Source organism: Sphaerisporangium sp. NPDC005288 (assembly GCF_040607475.1).
GTDB lineage: Bacteria > Actinomycetota > Actinomycetes > Streptosporangiales > Streptosporangiaceae > Sphaerisporangium > Sphaerisporangium rhizosphaerae.
The window spans coordinates 1-19,262 of record NZ_JBEXGT010000079.1 but is presented as its reverse complement, the minus strand read 5'-3'; the positions used below and the strand labels follow the sequence as shown (position 1 = coordinate 19,262).

The 19,262-nt window shown below is 73.2% G+C and carries 17 protein-coding genes; 4 read left to right on the top strand and 13 right to left on the bottom strand.

Annotated elements, in window-relative coordinates; genetic code table 11:
- The first annotated feature begins 552 nt into the window (after nt 1–552).
- Nucleotides 553–1,392, top strand: a complete 840-nt coding sequence (locus tag ABZU32_RS39615; protein ID WP_354931625.1) for a hypothetical protein — start codon at nt 553–555, stop codon at nt 1,390–1,392.
- 161 nt (nt 1,393–1,553) lie between these two features.
- On the opposite strand, the gene ABZU32_RS39610 is transcribed toward ABZU32_RS39615, so the two are convergent.
- Together ABZU32_RS39610 and mihF are read right to left on the bottom strand one after the other, a co-directional pair.
- Entirely contained in the window at nt 1,554–1,880 is a 327-nt protein-coding gene (locus tag ABZU32_RS39610) for a hypothetical protein (RefSeq protein WP_354845068.1), read from the bottom strand.
- Between the two features lie 102 nt (nt 1,881–1,982).
- Nucleotides 1,983–2,291 (bottom strand): integration host factor, actinobacterial type, encoded by a 309-nt coding sequence (mihF, locus tag ABZU32_RS39605; RefSeq protein ID WP_354845071.1) that lies wholly within the window; start codon nt 2,289–2,291, stop codon nt 1,983–1,985.
- A gap of 255 nt (nt 2,292–2,546) precedes the next feature.
- On the opposite strand from mihF, the gene ABZU32_RS39600 reads away from it, so the two are divergent.
- Nucleotides 2,547–3,821, top strand: coding sequence for a M14 family metallopeptidase (locus ABZU32_RS39600; protein ID WP_354931623.1), 1,275 nt, complete (start codon nt 2,547–2,549; stop codon nt 3,819–3,821).
- A 236-nt stretch (nt 3,822–4,057) separates the two neighbouring features.
- Nucleotides 4,058–5,047, top strand: coding sequence for an aldo/keto reductase (locus ABZU32_RS39595; RefSeq protein WP_354931620.1), 990 nt, complete (start codon nt 4,058–4,060; stop codon nt 5,045–5,047).
- 137 nt (nt 5,048–5,184) lie between these two features.
- Here the strand turns inward: ABZU32_RS39595 and ABZU32_RS39590 are convergent, their stop codons facing one another.
- The 6 genes from ABZU32_RS39590 to ABZU32_RS39565 all read right to left on the bottom strand — a co-directional run bounded on the left by ABZU32_RS39590 (nt 5,185) and on the right by ABZU32_RS39565 (nt 11,030).
- A complete protein-coding gene (locus tag ABZU32_RS39590; RefSeq protein ID WP_354931617.1) occupies nt 5,185–6,438 on the bottom strand; it encodes a cytochrome P450 in 1,254 nt (417 codons plus the stop codon).
- 138 nt (nt 6,439–6,576) lie between these two features.
- Nucleotides 6,577–7,143, bottom strand: a complete 567-nt coding sequence (locus ABZU32_RS39585; protein ID WP_354931627.1) for a mismatch-specific DNA-glycosylase — start codon at nt 7,141–7,143, stop codon at nt 6,577–6,579.
- 5 nt (nt 7,144–7,148) lie between these two features.
- Nucleotides 7,149–7,634, bottom strand: a complete 486-nt coding sequence (locus tag ABZU32_RS39580) for a TspO/MBR family protein (protein ID WP_354931614.1) — start codon at nt 7,632–7,634, stop codon at nt 7,149–7,151.
- Between the two features lie 194 nt (nt 7,635–7,828).
- Nucleotides 7,829–8,845 carry a hypothetical protein gene (locus ABZU32_RS39575; RefSeq protein ID WP_354931611.1) on the bottom strand — a complete coding sequence of 339 codons (1,017 nt, stop codon included), beginning with the start codon at nt 8,843–8,845 and terminating at the stop codon, nt 7,829–7,831.
- Complete coding sequence (locus ABZU32_RS39570; RefSeq protein WP_354931608.1) at nt 8,842–10,140, bottom strand: MFS transporter; 1,299 nt, start codon at nt 10,138–10,140, stop codon at nt 8,842–8,844. The genes ABZU32_RS39575 and ABZU32_RS39570 overlap by 4 nt, the downstream gene beginning before the upstream one ends.
- Before the next feature lie 2 nt (nt 10,141–10,142).
- Nucleotides 10,143–11,030 (bottom strand): alkaline phosphatase family protein, encoded by an 888-nt coding sequence (locus ABZU32_RS39565; RefSeq protein WP_354845092.1) that lies wholly within the window; start codon nt 11,028–11,030, stop codon nt 10,143–10,145.
- Nucleotides 11,031–11,487: 457 nt separating this feature from the next.
- On the opposite strand from ABZU32_RS39565, the gene ABZU32_RS39560 reads away from it, so the two are divergent.
- Nucleotides 11,488–13,164, top strand: a complete 1,677-nt coding sequence (locus ABZU32_RS39560; RefSeq protein ID WP_354931605.1) for a DEAD/DEAH box helicase — start codon at nt 11,488–11,490, stop codon at nt 13,162–13,164.
- 15 nt (nt 13,165–13,179) lie between these two features.
- Here the strand turns inward: ABZU32_RS39560 and ABZU32_RS39555 are convergent, their stop codons facing one another.
- From ABZU32_RS39555 to nhaA, 5 genes are all read right to left on the bottom strand, one after another.
- Complete coding sequence (locus ABZU32_RS39555) at nt 13,180–14,196, bottom strand: NAD(P)/FAD-dependent oxidoreductase (RefSeq protein WP_354931602.1); 1,017 nt, start codon at nt 14,194–14,196, stop codon at nt 13,180–13,182.
- A complete protein-coding gene (locus ABZU32_RS39550; RefSeq protein ID WP_354845101.1) occupies nt 14,193–14,756 on the bottom strand; it encodes an isoprenylcysteine carboxyl methyltransferase family protein in 564 nt (187 codons plus the stop codon). Before ABZU32_RS39550 ends, ABZU32_RS39555 begins: the two co-directional genes overlap by 4 nt.
- Before the next feature lie 58 nt (nt 14,757–14,814).
- Complete coding sequence (locus tag ABZU32_RS39545) at nt 14,815–15,876, bottom strand: 3-oxoacyl-[acyl-carrier-protein] synthase III C-terminal domain-containing protein (protein WP_354931599.1); 1,062 nt, start codon at nt 15,874–15,876, stop codon at nt 14,815–14,817.
- A gap of 204 nt (nt 15,877–16,080) precedes the next feature.
- Nucleotides 16,081–16,716: a pyridoxamine 5'-phosphate oxidase family protein gene (locus ABZU32_RS39540; RefSeq protein WP_354931596.1), complete on the bottom strand. Its 636-nt coding sequence runs from the start codon at nt 16,714–16,716 to the stop codon at nt 16,081–16,083.
- Nucleotides 16,717–16,928: 212 nt separating this feature from the next.
- The gene (gene nhaA / locus ABZU32_RS39535; protein ID WP_354931593.1) at nt 16,929–18,815 is read right to left on the bottom strand and encodes a Na+/H+ antiporter NhaA; all 1,887 of its coding nucleotides are present in this window, start codon (nt 18,813–18,815) and stop codon (nt 16,929–16,931) included.
- Nucleotides 18,816–19,262: the final 447 nt, after the last annotated feature.

Sequence of the window (19,262 nt, the reverse complement as noted above, 5' to 3'; positions counted from 1 at the left end):
GTTCTTCTCCCGCCTCACCGGCTGAGCCCCACCCTTACGAGCGCCGCCTCATGACCCGGCTCCGGGCGCTCCAGGTCCGCCGACCTCCAGCACCGGCGTCCAGGCCGTGCGGGCGCGCAGGCGGGCAAGGGCGCTGCGGGTGAGCGGGACGCTGATGCGCGTGGACCCGACCGGCAGGTTCGACTACTGGTCCTTCCCCCGGCAGCGGGTGAGCATCCAGTTCAGGAAGCACGGCGGGCGTCGCTGGAAGATCCAGGCGCGGGCGCGGACCGACCGCGAAGGAGTGTTCCACCGGAGGGTGCCACGCAGGCACGGGGTGTGGCGCGTCGTGTATCCGGGGACGCGGAGGTACGCCGGTGTCGTCCGGGTTATCCGACACACGTGACGTAAATAGGACATATGCCGCCGTTCCCCGTATAACAATCTCATTGCGTGTCCGATATGTGTAGATCTTCTCGTGAGGGCGGCGCAACTTTTCTCCCTCTTTCGGCGTCTATGACGTAGGCACACCCCCCCTGGGATGCCTTTCTCTACGGGGAGAGGAAGTTCCGCATGATGAAACGCATCGCTACCGCTCTGGTAGCGGCCGCCATGGGCGCCTCGGCGCTCTCGGTTGCCGCGCCGGCGATGGCGGACGAGACGCCGGACACCACGGTCAGCATCGAATCCGTCCGAGTGACCCCCGATCCGGTGGTCATTCGCGGAGGCGATCACGTCGCGGTCACCGTCACGGTCACGACCGTGGGCGCCGAGGACGTGAAGATCGACTTCGATCCCACGGGAGAGGGCGCGCAGCCTGACTGCAACCCCTGCCCCGGGGCCGCGAAGGCGTCCAAGAGCGGCTCGGACTGGAAGAGGTGGGACAAGACCATCGTCCTCGACCGGCACGATCCGGCCGGGAAGTGGCTTGTTCACGTCACGGCGACCGGCGACAACGGCAAGGTCGCCGAGGCGCACGACTCCTTCTTCGTCAAGGTCGTGCAGGCCCACCCGCACCAGGGGCCGCGCGCGACGCGCATCGCCGGGTTCGATGCGAGCCCCGAGCCCGTCAAGAAGGGCCGCAAGCTCTCCCTGTCGGGCAAGCTGCAGACCGCCCGGTGCTACGGCGACTGGTGGTGGAACGGTGACGCCTACGTCGTGGGCGACAACCGTTGCGACGCCGACAACCGCTGGCACAACTGGCGTCAGCTCGGCTGGAAGAAGATCGGGGTGTACTTCCACCGCGCCCACGGCGGCAAGTGGGAGTACGTCGACACGATCGAGACAAACCCGGACGGGTCCTTCTACACGAAGATCCCGGCCTACTGGTCCGGCACGTGGAAGGTCGTGTTCGAGGGCTCCCGCGGGCTGTACGGCTCGTCGGCGACCGACTATGTGAAGGTCGTCCGCTGACCCTCGGCCCCGGCCGACAACCGAGCGCCCGTCCCCCGGAGTCCCCGGGAGCCGGGCGCTCGCGCCGTTCGCGGGGACCGGGCCGCCGTTTTTCGGAGGATGCGGGCGGGCCGCCGTTTCCGGAGGATGCGGGCGGGCCGCGACGGCCGCGCGCCCGCCGGTCAGGGGCCGGGGTCGCGCGCGAGCTCCAGGGCGGTGAGGTCCAGGGCGCTCAGCGTGAGGATGTTGGCGATCTGCTCCAGCGGCATCCCGGCGTCGCCGAGCTGGGTGATCGTCACGGCGGTCCGCAGGAAGATGCGGCCGATGACCACCTCGTCCACGTCCGGCATGTCCTTGCGGAAGAAGTCCGCGAGCTGCTGGCCGACCTCCCGGTCGGCGTGCACCCGTGGGTCGTTGAGCTCCGGGCTCGACAGGATGTCCCGCAGATCCCTGCGCTCGTCTTCCGTGAGCTTGCTCAAAGGGTCGCCTCCCCGCAGCCATGTCGTCATTGGGAGACTATGCGCTGAGGACTTCGCGGAGAATGGCAGGGTTGGCCAAAGATCGGCCGGCGAGGGGAGCGCGTGCCGACGCCCCCACCGCCGGCGCGATGATCAGGAGGACACCGCCTCCACCAGCTTGCGGCGCTGCTGGACGCCCAGGCCGCCGATGCGGCGCTTGTCGTCGACGCCGGCCCGCTCCATGAGAGCGGCCGCCTTGGTCGGGCCGATACCGGACAGAGCGCGCAGCGCCTGCGACACCTTGATCTTTTTCGCGGTGTCGTCGTCGCGCTTGAACAACTCGGCCAGGGTCAGATCGCCGCTCTTGAGCTGCGCGAGCAGGGCGGCCCGCGCCTGCCGGGCCTCGGTCGCCTTGACAAGAGCGGCCTGGCGCTGCTCGGGGGTGAGAACGGGAAGGGCCATGAGGATTCTTTCTCCTTGGGGGATAGCTTTAGGCGGCCCGTCCGGCCGCTGATGTGTCGGTCGGCATGGGTGCTACCCCCCTGGCGCGCTCTAATCATCGCTTCCGCACTTCCACTGCCCTTTCCGACTGATCGGATCAATGCCCTGGGTCCTAGCAAGTCACGAAAAATTGGGCCTTCAAACTTTCGACGGTTGACCTGACTCTCGGTGCAGGCGCGTGACAACCCCAGAGCGCGCGCCTCGAGGAGGATTCAGGTGAGACGTCGTCTGCTCGCGGGGTTGGCGATCCTGGCCCTGCTGTGCACCAGCGGGATCACCGGGGCGGGTGCCTCGGCGGAGCCACCCCCCAACTACCAGTACCGGATCGACGGGCCGAGCACGGCCGTGCAGCGGACCGCGATCGCGGCCACCGGCGCGGCGATCGACGAGGTGGCGGCCACATCGGTCGTGGTCACGGCCTCCGACGCCGAGGTCGGCCAGATCAAGGGCCTCGGCTACACGGTCACCCGGCTCCCGCGCCCGCTGTCGCCCGTGCTGCCCAAGCCCCAGGACTTCCCGTCGGCCGACTCGGGATACCACAACTACGCCGAGATGACCGCCACCGTGAACCAGGTGGTCGCGAGCTACCCGTCCATCGCCAGAAAGTTCAGCTACGGGACCTCCTACGGGGGCCGCGACCTGGTCGGCATCAAGATCAGCGACAACGTTGCGACCGACGAGAGCGAGCCGGAGGTGCTGTTCACCGCCCACCAGCACGCCCGCGAGCACCTGACCGTCGAGATGGCCCTCTACCTGCTCAACCTGCTCACCTCCGGCTACGGCTCCGACAGCCGGATCACCGGCCTGGTGAACTCCCGCGAGATCTGGATCATGCCCGACCTCAACCCCGACGGCGGCGAGTACGACATCTCCACCGGGTCCTACCGCTCGTGGCGCAAGAACCGGCAGCCCAACTCCGGGTCCTCGTCGGTGGGCACCGACCTCAACCGCAACTGGGCCTACCTGTGGGGATGCTGCGGCGGCTCCTCCGGCTCCGCCTCCAGCGAGACCTACCGGGGCGCCTCGGCCGAGTCGGCCCCCGAGGTGCGCACGCTGGCCAACTGGGTGCGCACCCGGGTCGTCGGCGGCACCCAGCAGATCAAGAGCAACATCGACTTCCACACCTACAGCGAGCTCGTCCTGTGGCCCTACGGCTACACCTACAACGACACCGCGGCCGGCCTGACCGTGGACGACCAGAACGCCCTGGCGACGCTCGGCCGCAACATGGCCTCGACCAACGGCTACACCGCCGAGCAGTCCAGCGACCTCTACATCACCGACGGCACCATCAACGACTGGCTGTGGGGCAACTACAAGATCTTCAGCTACACCTTCGAGATGTACCCCAAGGGCAGTTCGCCCGGTTTCTACCCGCCCGACGAGCAGATCGTGACCCAGACCACCCGCAACAAGGAGGCCGTCCTGCGCCTGCTGGAGTACTCCGACTGCGTCTACCGCATCATCGGCAAGCAGTCGCAGTACTGCTGAGGCCCGGACCCGTCCGGCGGCCGTGACCGCCCGCCCCGCGGCCGCCCCACCGGCGGCGGCCGCGGGCGCGGGCAAGCCAGGCTTTGATGGCGCTTTGAGGGGGCTTTGAGTGGGCCGGTGCAGGGGTGATGGCGTGGAGGGCGGTGAGGCGCGAAGATCCTACAGAGAGGGATCAAGCGGCCGTCACCCTCCGCACAGGGACGGACCGTGGATATAGCGAAATAGGGAGTTCAGCAATGCGACAGCGCCGGCTGGGCAGCCAAGGGCTCAGCGTCTCCGCCGAGGGGCTCGGCTGCATGGGGATGAGCACCATCTACGGTCCCGCGGACGAGAAGGAGGCGATCGCCACCATCCACCGCGCGCTCGACCTCGGCATCACCTTCCTCGACACCGCCGACATGTACGGCGCGTGGCGAAACGAGAGCCTCGTCGGCCGCGCGATCGCCGGGCGCCGCGAGGAGGTCGTGCTGGCCACCAAGTTCGGCAACGAGGTCGTGGACGGCAGGCAGACCGGCCGGGTCAACGGGCGCCCCGACTACCTGCGCCAGGCGCTGGACGGCTCACTCAAACGCCTCGGCGTCGACCACGTCGACCTGTACTACCAGCACCGCGTCGACCCGCAGGTCCCCGTGGAGGAGACCTTCGGCGCGCTGTCGGAGCTGGTCGCCGAAGGCAAGGTCGGCCATCTCGGCATCTCCGAGGCGGCTCCGGCGACGATCCGCCGCGCGCACGCCGTCCACCCGCTGACCGCGCTGCAGACCGAGTATTCCCTGTTCACCCGGGACGTCGAGCACAACGGCGTGCTGTCCGCGGTCCGCGAGCTCGGCATCGGCTTCGTCGCCTACAGCCCGCTCGGCCGCGGGTTCCTCACCGGCACGATCCGCAGCGCGGACGACCTGGCCGAGGGCGACCGCAGGAGCGCCCATCCACGTTTCCAGCGGGAGAACTTCGCCAGGAACCTCGCGGTGGTCGACCGCATCCGGGTGCTGGCCGACGCCAAGGGCGTCACCTCCTCCCAGCTCGCGCTGGCCTGGGTGCTCGCCCAGGGGCCGGACATCGTGGCGATCCCCGGGACCAAGCGCCGGGCGTACCTGGAGGCCAACGCGGCGGCCGTCGAGATCACCCTCACCCCCGACGACCTGGCCGCCGTCGACGCCGTCGCCCCGCCCGGCGTGGCCTCCGGCGAGCGTTACCCGGCCGACAGCATGCGCGCCGTGCACCGTTGACCGAGATGACGCGGGTGAGCATCTCCCGGTGAGGGCTGAGCCGGCCTCTGACCGGCTTCGGGTCTTTCCGTGGGCGGGGAGGGGCCCCTCGCGCGGGCGATCCCCGGCGAGGGGCGTGTGTGTCATGACATATCCGGCTATCGGGGCTGAGGGTCGGTCCCCGCCCCTGTGGTCCGCGTCCAGGTGAGCGGCAGAGTCTCCACGCCGTAGACGACGTGGAACGGGCGGAACCGGATCTCCTCCGGCGGCACGGCGAGCGCCAGGTCGGGGAACCTGCGCAGCAGCGCGGGAAAGGCCAGGGCCATCTCGGCGCGGGCCAGCGGCGCGCCCAGGCAGTGGTGCGGCCCGTGGCCGAAGGCGACGTGCGGCGTCGGCTTGCGCGACACGTCGAGCCGGTCGCCGTCCTCGACGAAGTCGGGGTCGCGGTTGGCGGGGGCGAGGGCGAACAGCACCTGGTCGCCGGCGGAGATGAGCTGCCCGGCGATCTCGACGTCGCGCACCGCCGCGCGCGGGATGCCGGAGTGGGCGACGCTGAGGAAGCGCAGCAGCTCCTCCACCGCCGCCTCCACCTGCTCGGCGTCGTCCAGGCCCGCGCGCAGCGCGGCCAGCTCGCCGGGGCTGGTCAGCAGCGCGAGCGTCCCCAGGGCCAGCATGTTCGCCGTGGTCTCGTGCCCGGCGGTCAGCAGCATGCCGGCGATGTTGGTCAGCGCGTCGGCGTCCAGCTCGTCCCTGTGCTCGCGGATCAGCATGCCCAGGATGTCCTCGCCCGGGTCGGCCAGCGCACGGGCGACCAGCCCCCGCATGTAGGTGTCGCTCTCGCGGCCGACCTGGGCGCGCTCCTCGCGGGGCCGGGACATGTCGAGGAGGCGGGAGGTGCGCTCCTGGAACTCGGAGCGGTCGCCAGCTGGGACACCCAGCAGCTCGCAGATCACCAGCGAGGGGACGGGCAGCGCGAAGGCGGCCATGAAGTCGGCGCCCGGGCCCAGCCGCTCCAGCTCGTCGAGCTGAGCGTCGACGATCTCGGCGATGCGCGGCTCCAGGACGCGCATGCGCCGCATGGTGAACTCGGGGGCCAGAATGCGCCGCAGGCGGGTGTGCTCCGGCGGGTCGAACGCCAGTAACTGCCCCTTGCGCCTGCGCGCGCGCTCCTCGTCGCTCAGGCCGATGGACAGCGGCGCGGCGGCGGCGGCGCTGAGCGCGTTGCTGAACCGGGTGGGGTCGGACAACACCTCGCGGACGTCGGCGTACCGGGTGACCAGCCACGCCTCGCCGCTGCCCAGGGTCACCGGGACCTTCAGCAGCCGCCCGCTGTCGCGCAGGGCGGACGCCTCGGCGGACGGCGCCAGCCCCTCGCGGGCCATGTACAGCGGGATCGCGGCCTGGTCGGTCATCGAGCCTCCCCCTCGGGCCGGTGCGGCCCTGCGAGCCCGTGCCGGCCGGATGGGAATTCGCGTGGCCGGTGATCACGGTATGCGGTTGATATCCGCAACGTAGGCCGGGCGCCGCGCGATCACAACCCCGTCACGCGATCACGATCCGCGTGGCAGGGTGACGGTCTGGCGGAGGCGGCGGAACTCGGCGGCGAGGGCGGGCAGGGTGTAGTGCGCGTTGAGGCCGCTGGGGTTGGGCAGGATCCACAGGCGCGCGGGGCCGACCATGTCGTCGCCGTCATCGCAGGGGCCGACGGCCGCCTTCGGCCGGTCGAAGGCGACGCGGTAGGCCGAGACGCCGACGACGGCGACGACCTCGACGGCCGTCTCGCGCGCCAGGCGGGCGAGCCGGTCCGGGGCCTCACGCAGCTCCTTCTGGGACAGCTCCGCCGCCTTGGCCGTCGCGCGCGGCGCCAGGTTGGTGATGCCCAGCCCGTAGGAGGGCAGCAGGTGTTGCTCGCTCGGGCGCAGGAGTCGGGGGGTGAACCCCGACAGGTGGAGCGCGGGCCAGAACCGGTTGCCGGGACGGGCGAAGTGGTGCCCGGTGGCCGCGGAGTACAGGCCGGGATTGATGCCGCAGAACAGCACGACCGTCCCAGGCCCCACCACGTCGTCGATCGTGCGCTCCCGCGCCTGCTCCAGGTCAGGCGTCAGACCAGGTCTCATCTCGGTCATGCCGCGTTCTCGGCGCGTGACCCCGGGTTGCGGCGCACGATCGCCGCGTTGAGCGCCGTGGCGAAGAGCGTCCAGCCGGCGTAGGGGAGCAGCAGCAGCCCCGCCGGCCGGTCGGCCCGCAGGACGCGGCGGGCGAGGACGGCGTTGGAGAGGTTCAGGGCCACCAGCTCCGCCAGCGCCGCCCTGGGGGAGCGCATGCGGAAGAAGATCGGCGTCCAGGCCGCGTTCAGCGCCAGGTTGACGCCCAGGGCGCGGCCGAGCGCCCGCCGGTCCGCCTCGCCGGCGCGGGCCAGCGCCCGTGCCGAGGCGTAGGCGATCAGCGCGTACAGCGGGGTCCACACGGCGGCGTAGGCGGGCGGAGGCGGCTGCCAGGCGGGCTTGCGCAGCCGCCGGTACCAGAGGGAGTCGGGGTCGGTCCCCACGCTTCCGGCCACGGCGGCCGCCGCGACCGCCAGCGAGGTCTTCACGAGAGTCCGCTTCATGCGACCCCTGTGCCCGCCGGGCGGCGCCCTACACGGCCAGGACGCGGGCCGCGCTCCGGTTCCCGGGAAGCCGCCCGAGGGGTGCCGCCCGAAGGGAGCGGCCCGAGGGAAGCCGCCCAGGGAAGCCGCCCAGGGAAGCCGCCCAGGGGAGCCGCTCGCGGGAGGCCGCTCGCGGGGAGCGGCCCGCGTCGGGCTCAGCCGACGTAGGCGGGGTTGAGGGCGGCGCCCGCCACTCGCCTGGGCGCGCCGGAGCCGTCCGCGGGGACCGACCACAGGTCGGCGCCGAAGTCGCCGGCCAGGCCGTACACCACCGTGCGCGCGTCCGCCCAGACGACCTGGTCGTCCACGCTGCGCCCCTCGGCCAGCGGCGTCTCGCGCATGCTCGCCAGGTCCAGCGCGTACAGCCGCCACGGTTCGTCCGGGCTCAGGCCGGCCACCCGCTTCTTGAACACCAGACGGGTGCCGTCGGGCGACAGCGAGGGGCACTCGACGTTGGCGCGCACGGTGGTCACCGTGCGCGTGGCGAGGTCCCCGCGCACCAGGTAGGTGCGGCCCTTGGTCGCCAAGGTCGCGTAGAAACGGGCGTCGTCGGCGAAGGTGACGCCCCAGAGGTTCACGTCGGCGGCGTGGTAGGGGCGGCCGTCCTTGACGATCGCGTAGCTCTCCAGGCTCGCGGTCAGCGCCCCGGTCCTGACATCGACAATCGAGGTGCGGGTGGAGAAGTCCCCGCCCGCGTAGGAGTCGCCGCCGGCGAACACCGTCCAGGCGGCCAGGTGCCCGGACGGCGAGACCCGCGTCCGCGACGGGACGCCCGCGAGCGGGTAGTCGCGCAGCGTCCGCAGGCCGGAGTCGACGATCGAGGCGAAGTAGCTCTCGCCGAGCGCGCCGTCCACCTTGCGCAGGCACACGCCGACCCCGGCCGCGGCGTGGAAGCGCAGGCAGCGCACCGGCGCGGCCGTCCGCGCCGCGCCGGGGTCGGCGGCCGGCACCGAGACCAGTTCGTCGCGGTGCGGCCCCCATTCCATGTTGCGGAAGACCATCGCCCCGCGCGCGTCGAGACGAACGGCGCCCGCGGCGACGGACGGGCCGCCGGGCCGCGGCCGGTCCCGTTCGCCCGCGCGGCCCGCGGCGTGCAGCACCGAGGCGAAGGCGACCGAGCCGAGCAGGACGACCCCGGCCAGCAGCGCCACCACGCGGGCCCGGCGGCTCACCGGGCCTCCCGGCCGCGCAGGGCGTAGGCCGCCCAGGCCGCGCACAGCGCCAGCCCCGCCATCGCGGCCCGCAGCACGGCCCGGTCGCCGAGCGCGGTCCAGGCCGCGCCGACGGCGATCGAGCAGCAGAAGCGGGCCAGCGCCTGCCCGGTGCCGATCAGCGCGAGCCCGCTCGCCCGCAGCTCGGCCGGTACGGCGCCGGCCGCGGCGGCGGCGAGCACGCCGTCGGTCGCCGCGTAGAACGCGCCGTGCAGGGCCAGCACGGCGAACGGCACGACGGGGCCGGCCGGAGCCGCGAGCAGCAGCCCGTAGGCGGCCAGCAGGGCCAGGTGGCCGGCGAGGAACACCCTGCGGCGGCCCACGCGGTCGGCCAGCACGCCGAGCGGCAGCGCCAGCAGCAGGAAGACCACGGCCGTGCCGAGCGGCAGCAGCGGGAACCACTGCTCGGCGATCCCGAGCCGGTGGCGCAGCATCAGGTACACGAAGGCATCGCTGACGGTGGTGAGACCGAGCAGCGCCGCGCAGACGGCCAGCCGCCTGACCTCCGGACGGCCCAGCAGAGCCACCGCCGACCGCAGCGTGACCGGCGGCGCCCCGTCCGCCGCTCCGTCCCGCGCGGCGGCCGGCCGGGTGTCCGGGCCCGTGGGGCGGGACGGGACGAACAGGACGAGCACCAGCACGCCCAGTGCGGCGGCGCAGAAGCTGACGGTGAAGACCGCGTCGTACCCCTCGGCGGCCGCGCCCAGCACCAGGAACGCGGCCAGAGGGCCGAGCAGCGCCCCGCCGGTGTCCATCGCGCGGTGCACCCCGAAGGCGCGGCCCCGGGTCTCCGGCGGCGTGGACAGCGAGATCAGCGCGTCCCGCGGAGCGGTGCGCAGCCCCTTGCCGGCCCGGTCCAGCGCCAGCACCGCGCCGATCGCCGGGAGCGTGTGCGCGAGCAGCAGCAGCGGCTTGCACAGCGCCGACAGCCCGTACCCGGCCAGGGCGACGGCCTTGTGGCGCCCGCCCCGGTCGGCCAGGTGGCCGCCGAACAGGCGCACCAGTCCGCTGACCCCGTTGTAGACGCCGTCGAGCAGCCCGAACCCGAGCGGGCTGAGGCCCAGCCCGGCCACCAGGTACAGCGGCAGCACGGCGGCGACCATCTCGGAGGAGACGTCGGTGATCAGGCTGACGGTCCCGAGCGCCAGGACCGTCGCGGGGACGGCCCTGACGGCCCGGCCCGGGCGGACCGCCGAGCCCGGGGAGGGGTCCCCGGACTCGGCGGCCTGGTCCGGGCCGCGTTCGGCCAGGTACAAGCTCAGCTCCAGATTCCGGTGATGGCGGAGGCCGACGCCGCGTTGCCCGCGTGCGTGGTCAGCCCGGCCATGTCCTCGAGGGTCCTGAGCAGGTTGTAGTGGTTGTAGGTGGTGGAGGGCTTGCTGCCGGGGATGACCGGCTGGCCGTAGACGACGGTGGCGACGCGGTTGCCGGCCAGGCGGTTGTCCTCGTCGAAGGTCACGACGAGCAGGCTGTTGTTGCTCTTGGCCCAGGTCGCGTAGGCGCCGAGCTTGCTCTTCAGCCAGCCGTCACCGGTCGAGACCGAGCAGTCGTGCATGTCGTTGCACAGGTTCGGCACCACGAAGGAGACCTTCGGGAGCGTGGTGAAGTCGGTGGGGAACTGGGCCATCGTGCGGGCCGTGGAGGTCGGCACGTTCTTGAAGCCGAACCACGGGTTGTGCTTCTGGGCGTACTTGCCGCCGCTGCTGGTGCAGGCGGTGGAGCCCTGGGAGGGCAGCCCCTCGTTGTAGCTGGCCCAGGTCTTGCCGGCCGCGATCAGTTCCGAGCCGAGGTTGGCGGCGGAGCTGAAGCCGATCGTGACGCAGGCGTCACCGGTGATGCCCTGGGTGCCGCCGGAGAACATGGCGTAGTAGTTCGGCTGGCTCGGGTGGGTCTCGGCGTAGAACTGGGTGAGGTTCGCGCCGCCGGTGGCCAGCGAGTTGATGTAGGGGGCGCTGGAGCTGCCGATGACCTGGGAGTAGGCGTGGTTCTCCAGCACCACGACGACCACGTGGCTCGGGGTGGGCACGGCCGCCGCGGCGCCGGTCCCTGCTCCGCCCCACAGTGCGAGGGTGGCGGCGGCGCCGAGCGCGGCGGCGGCGGACAGGAGCTTTCGGGGGGTGCTCGCCTTGACGAGGGAAATGGCCATGACTGTCCTCGGTTGGGGGGATAAGAGGCCATGTCAGGTTAAATGTGGATCGCTGCCCGTTCGGTGAGCGGAGGTGAACACCAGCCGAACAGTGCGGCTCGGCGAGGCAGCCCGATTCCCCTGCCAGACCGCCCATTCGCCCTCCACCCGCCGCAAGGACGGCGCCGTCCACGACGGGTGAGACCGGACCGCGGACCGTCCTCGCCCGGCGTCGCCGATCGCGGTCCTCGAGGCCGCGGCACCTCGGGTGGTCTGTGGCTGAAGTAAACTTTCCTCTCTCGTGAGCGCGCGAGGGCCGTCCCGACGAGCGGACGGGCCGCCGCTGCGCCGCAGGGTAGCACGCAGGGGTGGATGCACGCGCCGGTGTGGGACCCCGGCCTGCGGGAAACGAGCCACGGCAGTGGAACATGGTGTCGACGGCGTCCCATGCGCGCCCGTCAGAACGAGGAGCCCGATCATGACCTCCAGCGTCGAAGAAGCGCCAGGCTTCGCCGACCTCGGACTGCGCCCCGAACTCCTGCGCGCGCTGTCCGGCCTCGGCTACGAGGAGCCCACGCCGATCCAGCGCGAGGCGATCGGACCATTGGTGGAAGGGCGCGACCTGCTTGGCCAGGCCGCCACCGGCACCGGCAAGACCGCGGCCTTCGCGCTGCCGATCCTGCAGCGCATGCCCGCGGGACGCGGCGATGGCGACCCGCTGGCCCTGGTCCTGGTGCCCACCCGCGAACTGGCCGTCCAGGTCTCCGAGGCCGTGCACCGCTACGGCCGCGACCTCGGCACGCGCGTGCTGCCGATCTACGGCGGCCAGCCCATCGGGCGCCAGCTCCGCGAGCTCCAGCGCGGCGTGGACGTCGTCGTGGCCACCCCCGGCCGCGCGCTGGACCACATCGGCCGCCGGACGCTGCGCCTGGACGCCCTCACCATGGTCGTGCTGGACGAGGCCGACGAGATGCTCGACATGGGCTTCGCCGACGACATCGAGGCGATCCTCCAGGAGACCCCCGAAGTGCGGCAGACCGTCCTGTTCTCGGCGACGATGCCGCCGCGCATCAACTCCATCGCCCGCCAGCACCTCACCGACCCGGTGCGCATCCAGATCGAGCGCGAGACCGCCGCGCCGGGCGAGGCCCCGCGCGTGCGGCAGAGCGCCTACGTCGTCCCGCGGGCGCACAAGCCCACCGCCCTCGGGCGCGTCCTTGACGTCGAGGCCCCCGAGGCGGCGATCGTCTTCTGCCGCACCCGCGAGGAGGTCGACCAGCTCACCGAGACGATGAACGGGCGCGGCTACCGCGCCGAGGCGCTGCACGGCGGCATGGGCCAGGAACAGCGCGACCGCGTGATGGCGCGGCTGCGCGCCGGCACCGCCGACCTGCTGGTCGCCACCGACGTCGCCGCGCGCGGCCTGGACATCGAGCAGCTCACCCACGTGGTGAACTACAACGTCCCCTCCGCCCCCGAGTCCTACGTCCACCGCATCGGCCGCGTGGGCCGGGCCGGGCGCGAGGGCGTGGCGATCACGCTCGCCGAGCCGCGCGAGCACCGCATGCTCAAGACCATCGAGCGGGTCACCAAGTCGCGCATCACGGTCGAGAAGGTCCCGACGGTCGCCGACCTGCGGGCCCGCCGGCTCGAGCTCACCCGCTCGGCGCTGGAGGAGAGCATGCTCCAAGACGACCTGGAGCAGTTCCGGGTCGTGGTCGAGACCCTCGCCGACGAGTTCGACCTGGTGGAAATCGCCATGGCCGCGGTCAAGCTCGCCCACGAGTCCAGCGGCGCGGCGGCCGACGAGGAGGAGATCCCCGACGTGCCGCTGCGGCCCGAGCGCGAGGGCCGCGGGCGGCGCGAGCAGCCCGGGCGCGACGAGCGGCGCGGCCGGGGCCCCGGAAGCGGCATGACCCGCGTCTTCATCGGAGCCGGCCGGTCGGCGGGCGTCCGGCCGCAGGATCTGGTGGGCGCCATCGCCAACGAGTCGCGCCTCAGCGGCCGCGACATCGGCGCCATCGAGATCGCCGACCGCTTCTCCCTGGTCGAGGTGCCCGACCAGTCGGTGGAGGACGTGATCTCCTCGCTGCGCCAGACCACCATCAAGGGCAAGAAGGTCACCGTCCGCCGGGAGCGCTTCGAGTCCCGCTGACCCCGGCGCGGGGCCTCACGCCAGGGCGTTGACGGCGGCGGTGAACACGACGGGCAGGCGGCGGGCGGCGGGGACGATCAGCCCGGCGGGCAGCGGGTGGCGGCGGGCGGCGAGCAGCGCGCCGGTCAGCAGGCGGTGGCGCAGCGACAGCCGCCGCCACGCCCCCTCGTAGGCCTCCGGCCGCCCGGCCCGCAGGCATCCGATCAGCGCGCGCGCCGACAGCAGCCCGATCGAGACGCCCTCGCCGGTGAGGGCGTCCACGTAGCCGGCGGCGTCCCCGGCCAGCAGGACCCGCCCGGCCACGCGGGCGCGGGCGCGCTGCCGCAGAGGGCCCGCGCCGCGCACCGAGGTCGCGGCCGGGCCTGCCAGGCGGGAGAGCAGCGCGGGGAACTGCGCCAGGTGCTCCTCGTAGGGGCGCCGCTCGCGGCTGAGCACCGCCACGCCGACCAGGCCGTCGGCCACCGGCGTCACGTACGCCTCGCCGCGCGCGGCCCAGTGCACCTCGACGAAGTCCGTCCACGGGGCGACCTGGAAGTGCCGGCGCAGCCCGTACCGGCGGGGAGCGCGTCCCGGGGGGAGCTCCAGGCCGAGCGCCCGGCGCAGCGGCGAGTGCAGGCCGTCGGCGGCGACCAGCCAGCGGGCCCGCATCCCGGCCGCCTCGACGAAGCCCGGCCGCTGGCGCACGCCCTCCACCCGCCCGTGGACGACCTTGACCCCCACCTCGGCCGCGCGCTCGGCCAGGGCCGCGTGCAGCCGGGTGCGGCGCACGCCCAGGCCGGGCCCGTGCCGGAACGGCGCGTCCGCCTGCCGCCGCGCGTCCAGGTAACGGATGCCGCGCAGAGGCCGGCCGGTGACCTCCACGCCCAGGGCGCGCAGGGCGGCCACCCCGGCGGGCATCAGGCCCTCGCCGCACGCCTTGTCCACCGGGGCCGGGCGCGGCTCCACGACCACGGCCTCCATCCCGGCCAGCGCCGCGTTGATGGCGGCGGCCAACCCGGTGGGCCCGCCCCCGGCCACCAGGAGGTCGATCACCCCGACCCGTCCCGCGCCGGGGCCTGCGCGGCCGCCTCCTGCTGGACGGCCCAGGCGAGGGCGGACTCCTCGCAGCGGATGCGCACGACCATCAGCGCGGCGTTGAGCACCGTGAAGACGGCGGCGGTGACCCACGCGCTGTGGACCAGCGGCAGCGCCGCGCCCTCGACGGCGACCGCCACGTAGTTCGGGTGGCGCAGCCACCGCAGACGGTAGGGCCCCCGGGTGACCAGCGGCAGGCCGGGGACCACGATGACCTCGGTGTTCCAGCGCGGGCCGAGCGAGGTGATGCACCACCACCGCAGGCCCTGGGAGGCCAGGACCAGGGCGAGCATCGGCCAGCCGAGGGCGGGCACGAACGGCGGATGTGCCCGCATGGTCTCCAGCAGGCAGCCGGCGAGCAGGCCGGTGTGCAGGGCGACCATCCAGGGATAGTGGCCGCGTCCGAAGACCCGGCCGCCCCGGGCCAGGCTCCAGCGGGCGTTGCGCCGGGAGACCACCAGCTCGGCGAGGCGCTCCACGCAGACGAGCAGGACCAGAAGCAGGTACCAGGACGACATGCCTGCAAACGATACGGCCACGACCGCCGGCGCGAGCGTGATCGGCGTCACCGGAGCGCTACCAGCGCAGCAGGACGAGTTCGGAGCAGAAGCCCGGGCCCATCGCGATCAGCAGCCCCGGCGTGCCGGGCGGCGGCGGGCGCAGGGCCAGGGTGTCGCGCAGCACGTGCAGCACCGAGGCCGAGGACAGGTTGCCGACGTCCTCCAGTGAGCGCCAGGTCAGCTCCAGCGCGCCGTCGGGCAGGTCGAGGGTCTCGGCGACGGCCTGCAGCACCTTAGGGCCGCCCGGATGGCAGACCCACGCCGTCACGTCCCGCGTGGTGAGGCTGTGGTCGGCGAGGAAGCCGTTCACGTCGTCGGCCAGGTAGGTGCGCACGACCTCCGGGACGCTGGTGTCCAGGACGACGCGGAACCCGGTGTCGGAGACGTCCCAGCCCATCACGCCCTCGGAGTCGGGGTACAGGTGGCCGCGGGTGGCGACGACGGTGGGCCCCGGTGCGCCTCCGGCGGCCCGGTCGGCTCCGCAGGCGACCACGGCGGCGGCGCCGTCGCCGAACAGGCCGCTGGCGACCAGGTTGACCGGCGAGGCGTCGCCGGGCTGCAATGTGAGCGAGCACAGCTCGACCGACAGCAGCACGGCCACGTGCCCGGGCCACCCGCGCAGGTAGTCGTGCAGCCGGGCGATGCCCGCGGCGCCGGCGACGCAGCCGAGGCCGAAGACCGGCACCCGCTTGACGTCGGGGCGCAGGCCGAGCCGGCCGGCCAGCCGGGCGTCCACCGAGGGGGCGGCGATGCCGGTCACCGACGTGAACATGATCATGTCCACGTCCGCGGGCGTCAGGCCGGCGGCGTCCAGGGCCGCCCCCACGGCCTCGGCGCCGAGGTCGACGGCGGCCTCGATGAAGATCTCGTTCGCCATGCCGAACCCGTCCAGCTTGGCGTACTGCTCGAGCGGGAGGACCAGGTTGCGGTGGCCGACACGGGCCGAGGTGTGCAACCGGTCGAGGAGCCGGCGGTCCGCGCCCGGGGGCAGGCACACGCGGGCGAAGGTGTCCGTGATCTCTGCTTGCGGATGGCGATTGGGAGGGAGGGCACCGCGGACAGCGGCAATTCGGGTCATAAGGTTCCCGCTTCGCTCAAGTGGAGGACACCAATCTTGTGCCCAGCGCCGAGAGTGGCATGCCTGGACCCGGTCGCCCGCCGCAGGGCGTGGACGCGGTGAAAGGACGGATCCCGGTCATTTCCGCGACGCGCGCCCGTTTCCGCGCACCCGGCGCCAGGTGCCGCGGCCCCCGCTTGTCACTTCCGCGCGAACCCGCCGCCGCTAGGACGACTCGCCGGCGCGCTCGCGCACGTGGGCAGGGGCGGGGTGGGTGACGGCGGGCGCGGTGACCGGCGCCCGCCACACCTGGGCCAGCGGCAGCACACCGGCCCAGACGTCGTGCGGGTCGTCGTCGTCGCCGGGCGGGCCCTGGCGGACCTTGACCGACGCCTCCTCCAGCGAGATCGCCAAGATGGTCGTCGCGGCCAGCTCCTTGCGGTTCGGCCGCCGGGCGTACTCCCACTGGCCGGGGGTGACGTGCTCGGTGAGGCAGCGCAGCGCGGCGAGCTTCTCCTCGCCTTCCAGCCGGCGCGGGACGCCGTAGACCATCGCGCTGCGGTAGTTGACGCCGTGCTCGAAGACCGACCGGGCCAGCACCAGGCCGTCGATGTGGGTGACGGTCACGCACACCACCGAGTCCTGGGTCATGCTGCGGCTGGCGACCGACCCGTGCACGTACATGTGGTCCTGGTCGAAGCCGTAGACCGTGGGCACCACCATCGGGGCGCCGTCCACGACGACGCCGAGATGGCAGACGAACCCCGCGCGCAGCACCTCGAACAGCGCCTCCCGCTCGCGGCGGCCCTGCTCGCGCAGCCGCCGGTGCCGGGTGCGCTCGGTCTCTGACAGTTCGCTCACAAAGCGACATCCAACCAGGAGATCGCGTGAGCCCGCGGGGTGGTCCCGGTCCACGGAGCCAGGGACCGGGCGATCACGGCGGCGCTCAGAAGACCAGGGGGGTGCTCAGCAGGCCAGGAGGCCGGGGAGGCGGTCACGGCGGCGCTCAGGAGACCGGGGGGTGCTCGGCAGGTCAGGAGGCAGGGGAGGCGCTCACGAGGCCACGGCGGCGCTCAGGAGACCAGGGCGGCGCGGGCGCGGGCGGCGCGGACGGCGGCGCTCAGCGTCGCGATGTCGTAGGCGCCGTGGTGCCGCCGCCCGTTGACGAAGAACGTCGGCGTGCCGGACACGCCGCTGAGGTCGGCCGAGTCGACGTCCTCGGCGATGCGCGCGGCGCCGCTGTGCTCCTTCAGGTCCCGCCGGAAGCGGTCCAGGTCCAGCCCGATGCTCTCGGCGTAGCCGACCAGGTGCGGCAGCAGCAGCCGGCCCTGGTGTTCCAGGAGCGCGTCGTGCATCTCCCAGAACGCGCCCTGGAGGGCGGCCGCCTCGCTGGCCTCCGCGGCGAGCTGCGCCGAGGGGTGGACGTCGTGCAGGGGCAGGTGGCGCCAGACGTACCGCACGTCGCCGTGCCCGGCCAGCAGTTCGCGCACGACCGGCTCGGCCAGGCCGCAGTATGGGCACTCGAAATCGCCGTACTCCACCACCGTCACCGGCGCCTCCAGCGGGCCGCGCAGATGGTCGCGGTCCGGGTCCACGGGGAAGGCCAGGTCGACGATGCTCTCGGCGGTGCCGTACAGCACCCGTGCCCGCAGCGCGGCCGGCAGCCCGGCCGTCACACGCGAGATCACCCAGGTGATCACCGAGGCGCACAGCGCCGCGGCCAGGATGCCGAACTTGGCCTCCTCCAGCCGCTCCCCGTCGAAGGCCAGGGTGGCGATCAGCAGGGAGACGGTGAACCCGATGCCGGCGATCGTCCCGCCACCCGCGATCGCGGCCCAGCCGACCGGCGGGCGCACCCGCCCCCGGCTCAGCCGCGTGACCAGCCAGGTGGCCCCGACGATCCCGGCCGGCTTGCCGGCGATGTACGCCGCCATGATCCCCAGGGTGACCGGCGAGGTCAGCGCCCGCGCCACGAAGCCGCCGTCGATCGCGATGCCGGCGTTGGCCAGCGCGAACAGCGGCACGATGACGTAGCTGGTCCACGGGTGGTAGAGCTGCTGGAGCCGATGGTTGGGCGAGACGGCCTTGGCCACTCCCGCGCTGGCCGACCGGGCCAGCTCGGCGGTCGGCTGCTCGCGGAACAGCCGGAACAGGTCGCTGGCCCGCTCCAGGTCGCCGCGCGTCGCCGGCGAGGCGTAGGTCAGCAGGCCCATGGCCAGGCCGATGACCACCGGCTCGACCCCCGAGGCCTGCAGCGCCGCCCAGGCCGCCACCCCGAAGCCCGCGACCATCAGGCCGTTGCGCACCCTGGCCCGGTACTTCAGCAGCAGCATCGCCGCGAAGATCGCGATCGCCGCCAGCAGCGCGGGGACCCTGACCCGCTCGCTGTAGAAGATCGCGATGACGCAGAGCGCGACCAGGTCGTCGACGACGGTGACGGTGAGGATGTAGGTCCGCGCCCGGGCGGGGAAGCGCGAGGCGACCAGGGCGAGCACTCCCATGGCGAAGGCCGTGTCGGTCGACATCGCGGCGCCCCAGCCGTGCGCGGAGGGCTCGCCCGCGTTCAGCGCCAGGTAGATCGCGATGGGTACGAGCATGCCGCCCACGCCGGCCGCCACCGGCAGCACCAGCCGCCGCCGGTCGCGCAGCTCGCCCATGTCGAACTCGCGCCTGGCCTCCAGCCCGACGACCAGGAAGAACAGCGTCATCAGCCCGTTGTTGACCCAGTGGCGCAGGTCCTGGGAGATCCCGGCGTCTCCGAGGCGCACCGACAGCGACGTCCGCCACAGCCCCTCGTAGGACGGCAGGTCGACGTTGGCCCAGACGAGCGCGGCCAGCGTGGCGGCCAGCAGGACCGCGGCGCTGCCGGTCTCGGTGCGCAGGAACTCGCGCAGCGGTGTCTCGAACCGCCGGGCCCAGGTGGTCTCTCCGAGGAACGGTGCTTGCCGTGGTGCGCTCACTCTGACTCCGACACCCCGCGGACCCAGGACATTCCCCGCGGCGCTGATCGGCGGCCGGACGGGGCCACCGTCCGACGGCCGTCGTCCGTGCGTCGGCCCGTTGCCGCCGCACGGGAGGGGTGGGGCCGGCAGGCCGACTCGACGGCCGTCGCCTGCCCGTCCGGGCGGTGGTTCCGGCCTGGCCGGAAGGCCGATACACGACCGATGCACGGCTGAGCGGTCGCCGAATCGCGGCGGCGACGGCGGGGACACCCGGGACGCGCATGGTGGCCGACGTGCGCCGCCGCGGCGTGCCCGCCCCGCACGGCGGCCTCCCGAGAGAGGGATCGCCCATGGACCGACGACCCGGCCCCCCGTCCGAGACCGTGTTCCCGCCCGCCGCAGGGCCCGCCCCGTCGCTCTCCGCGTCCACCGTCCGGTCAGGCGTCCCGTCCGGCCGGGCGCGCG

Bases quoted from the DNA above. Each gene is read 5' to 3' on its own strand.
- ABZU32_RS39545 (WP_354931599.1), bottom strand. From the start codon at position 15,876: ATGACCCGAATTGCCGCTGTCCGCGGTGCCCTCCCTCCCAATCGCCAT.
- ABZU32_RS39590 (WP_354931617.1), bottom strand. From the start codon at position 6,438: ATGACCGACCAGGCCGCGATCCCGCTGTACATGGCCCGCGAGGGGCTG.
- ABZU32_RS39580 (WP_354931614.1), bottom strand. From the start codon at position 7,634: ATGAAGCGGACTCTCGTGAAGACCTCGCTGGCGGTCGCGGCGGCCGCC.
- ABZU32_RS39595 (WP_354931620.1), top strand. From the start codon at position 4,058: ATGCGACAGCGCCGGCTGGGCAGCCAAGGGCTCAGCGTCTCCGCCGAG.
- ABZU32_RS39565 (WP_354845092.1), bottom strand. From the start codon at position 11,030: ATGGCCATTTCCCTCGTCAAGGCGAGCACCCCCCGAAAGCTCCTGTCC.
- ABZU32_RS39610 (WP_354845068.1), bottom strand. From the start codon at position 1,880: ATGACGACATGGCTGCGGGGAGGCGACCCTTTGAGCAAGCTCACGGAA.
- ABZU32_RS39585 (WP_354931627.1), bottom strand. From the start codon at position 7,143: ATGAGACCTGGTCTGACGCCTGACCTGGAGCAGGCGCGGGAGCGCACG.
- ABZU32_RS39550 (WP_354845101.1), bottom strand. From the start codon at position 14,756: ATGTCGTCCTGGTACCTGCTTCTGGTCCTGCTCGTCTGCGTGGAGCGC.
- mihF (WP_354845071.1), bottom strand. From the start codon at position 2,291: ATGGCCCTTCCCGTTCTCACCCCCGAGCAGCGCCAGGCCGCTCTTGTC.
- ABZU32_RS39615 (WP_354931625.1), top strand. From the start codon at position 553: ATGATGAAACGCATCGCTACCGCTCTGGTAGCGGCCGCCATGGGCGCC.
- ABZU32_RS39560 (WP_354931605.1), top strand. From the start codon at position 11,488: ATGACCTCCAGCGTCGAAGAAGCGCCAGGCTTCGCCGACCTCGGACTG.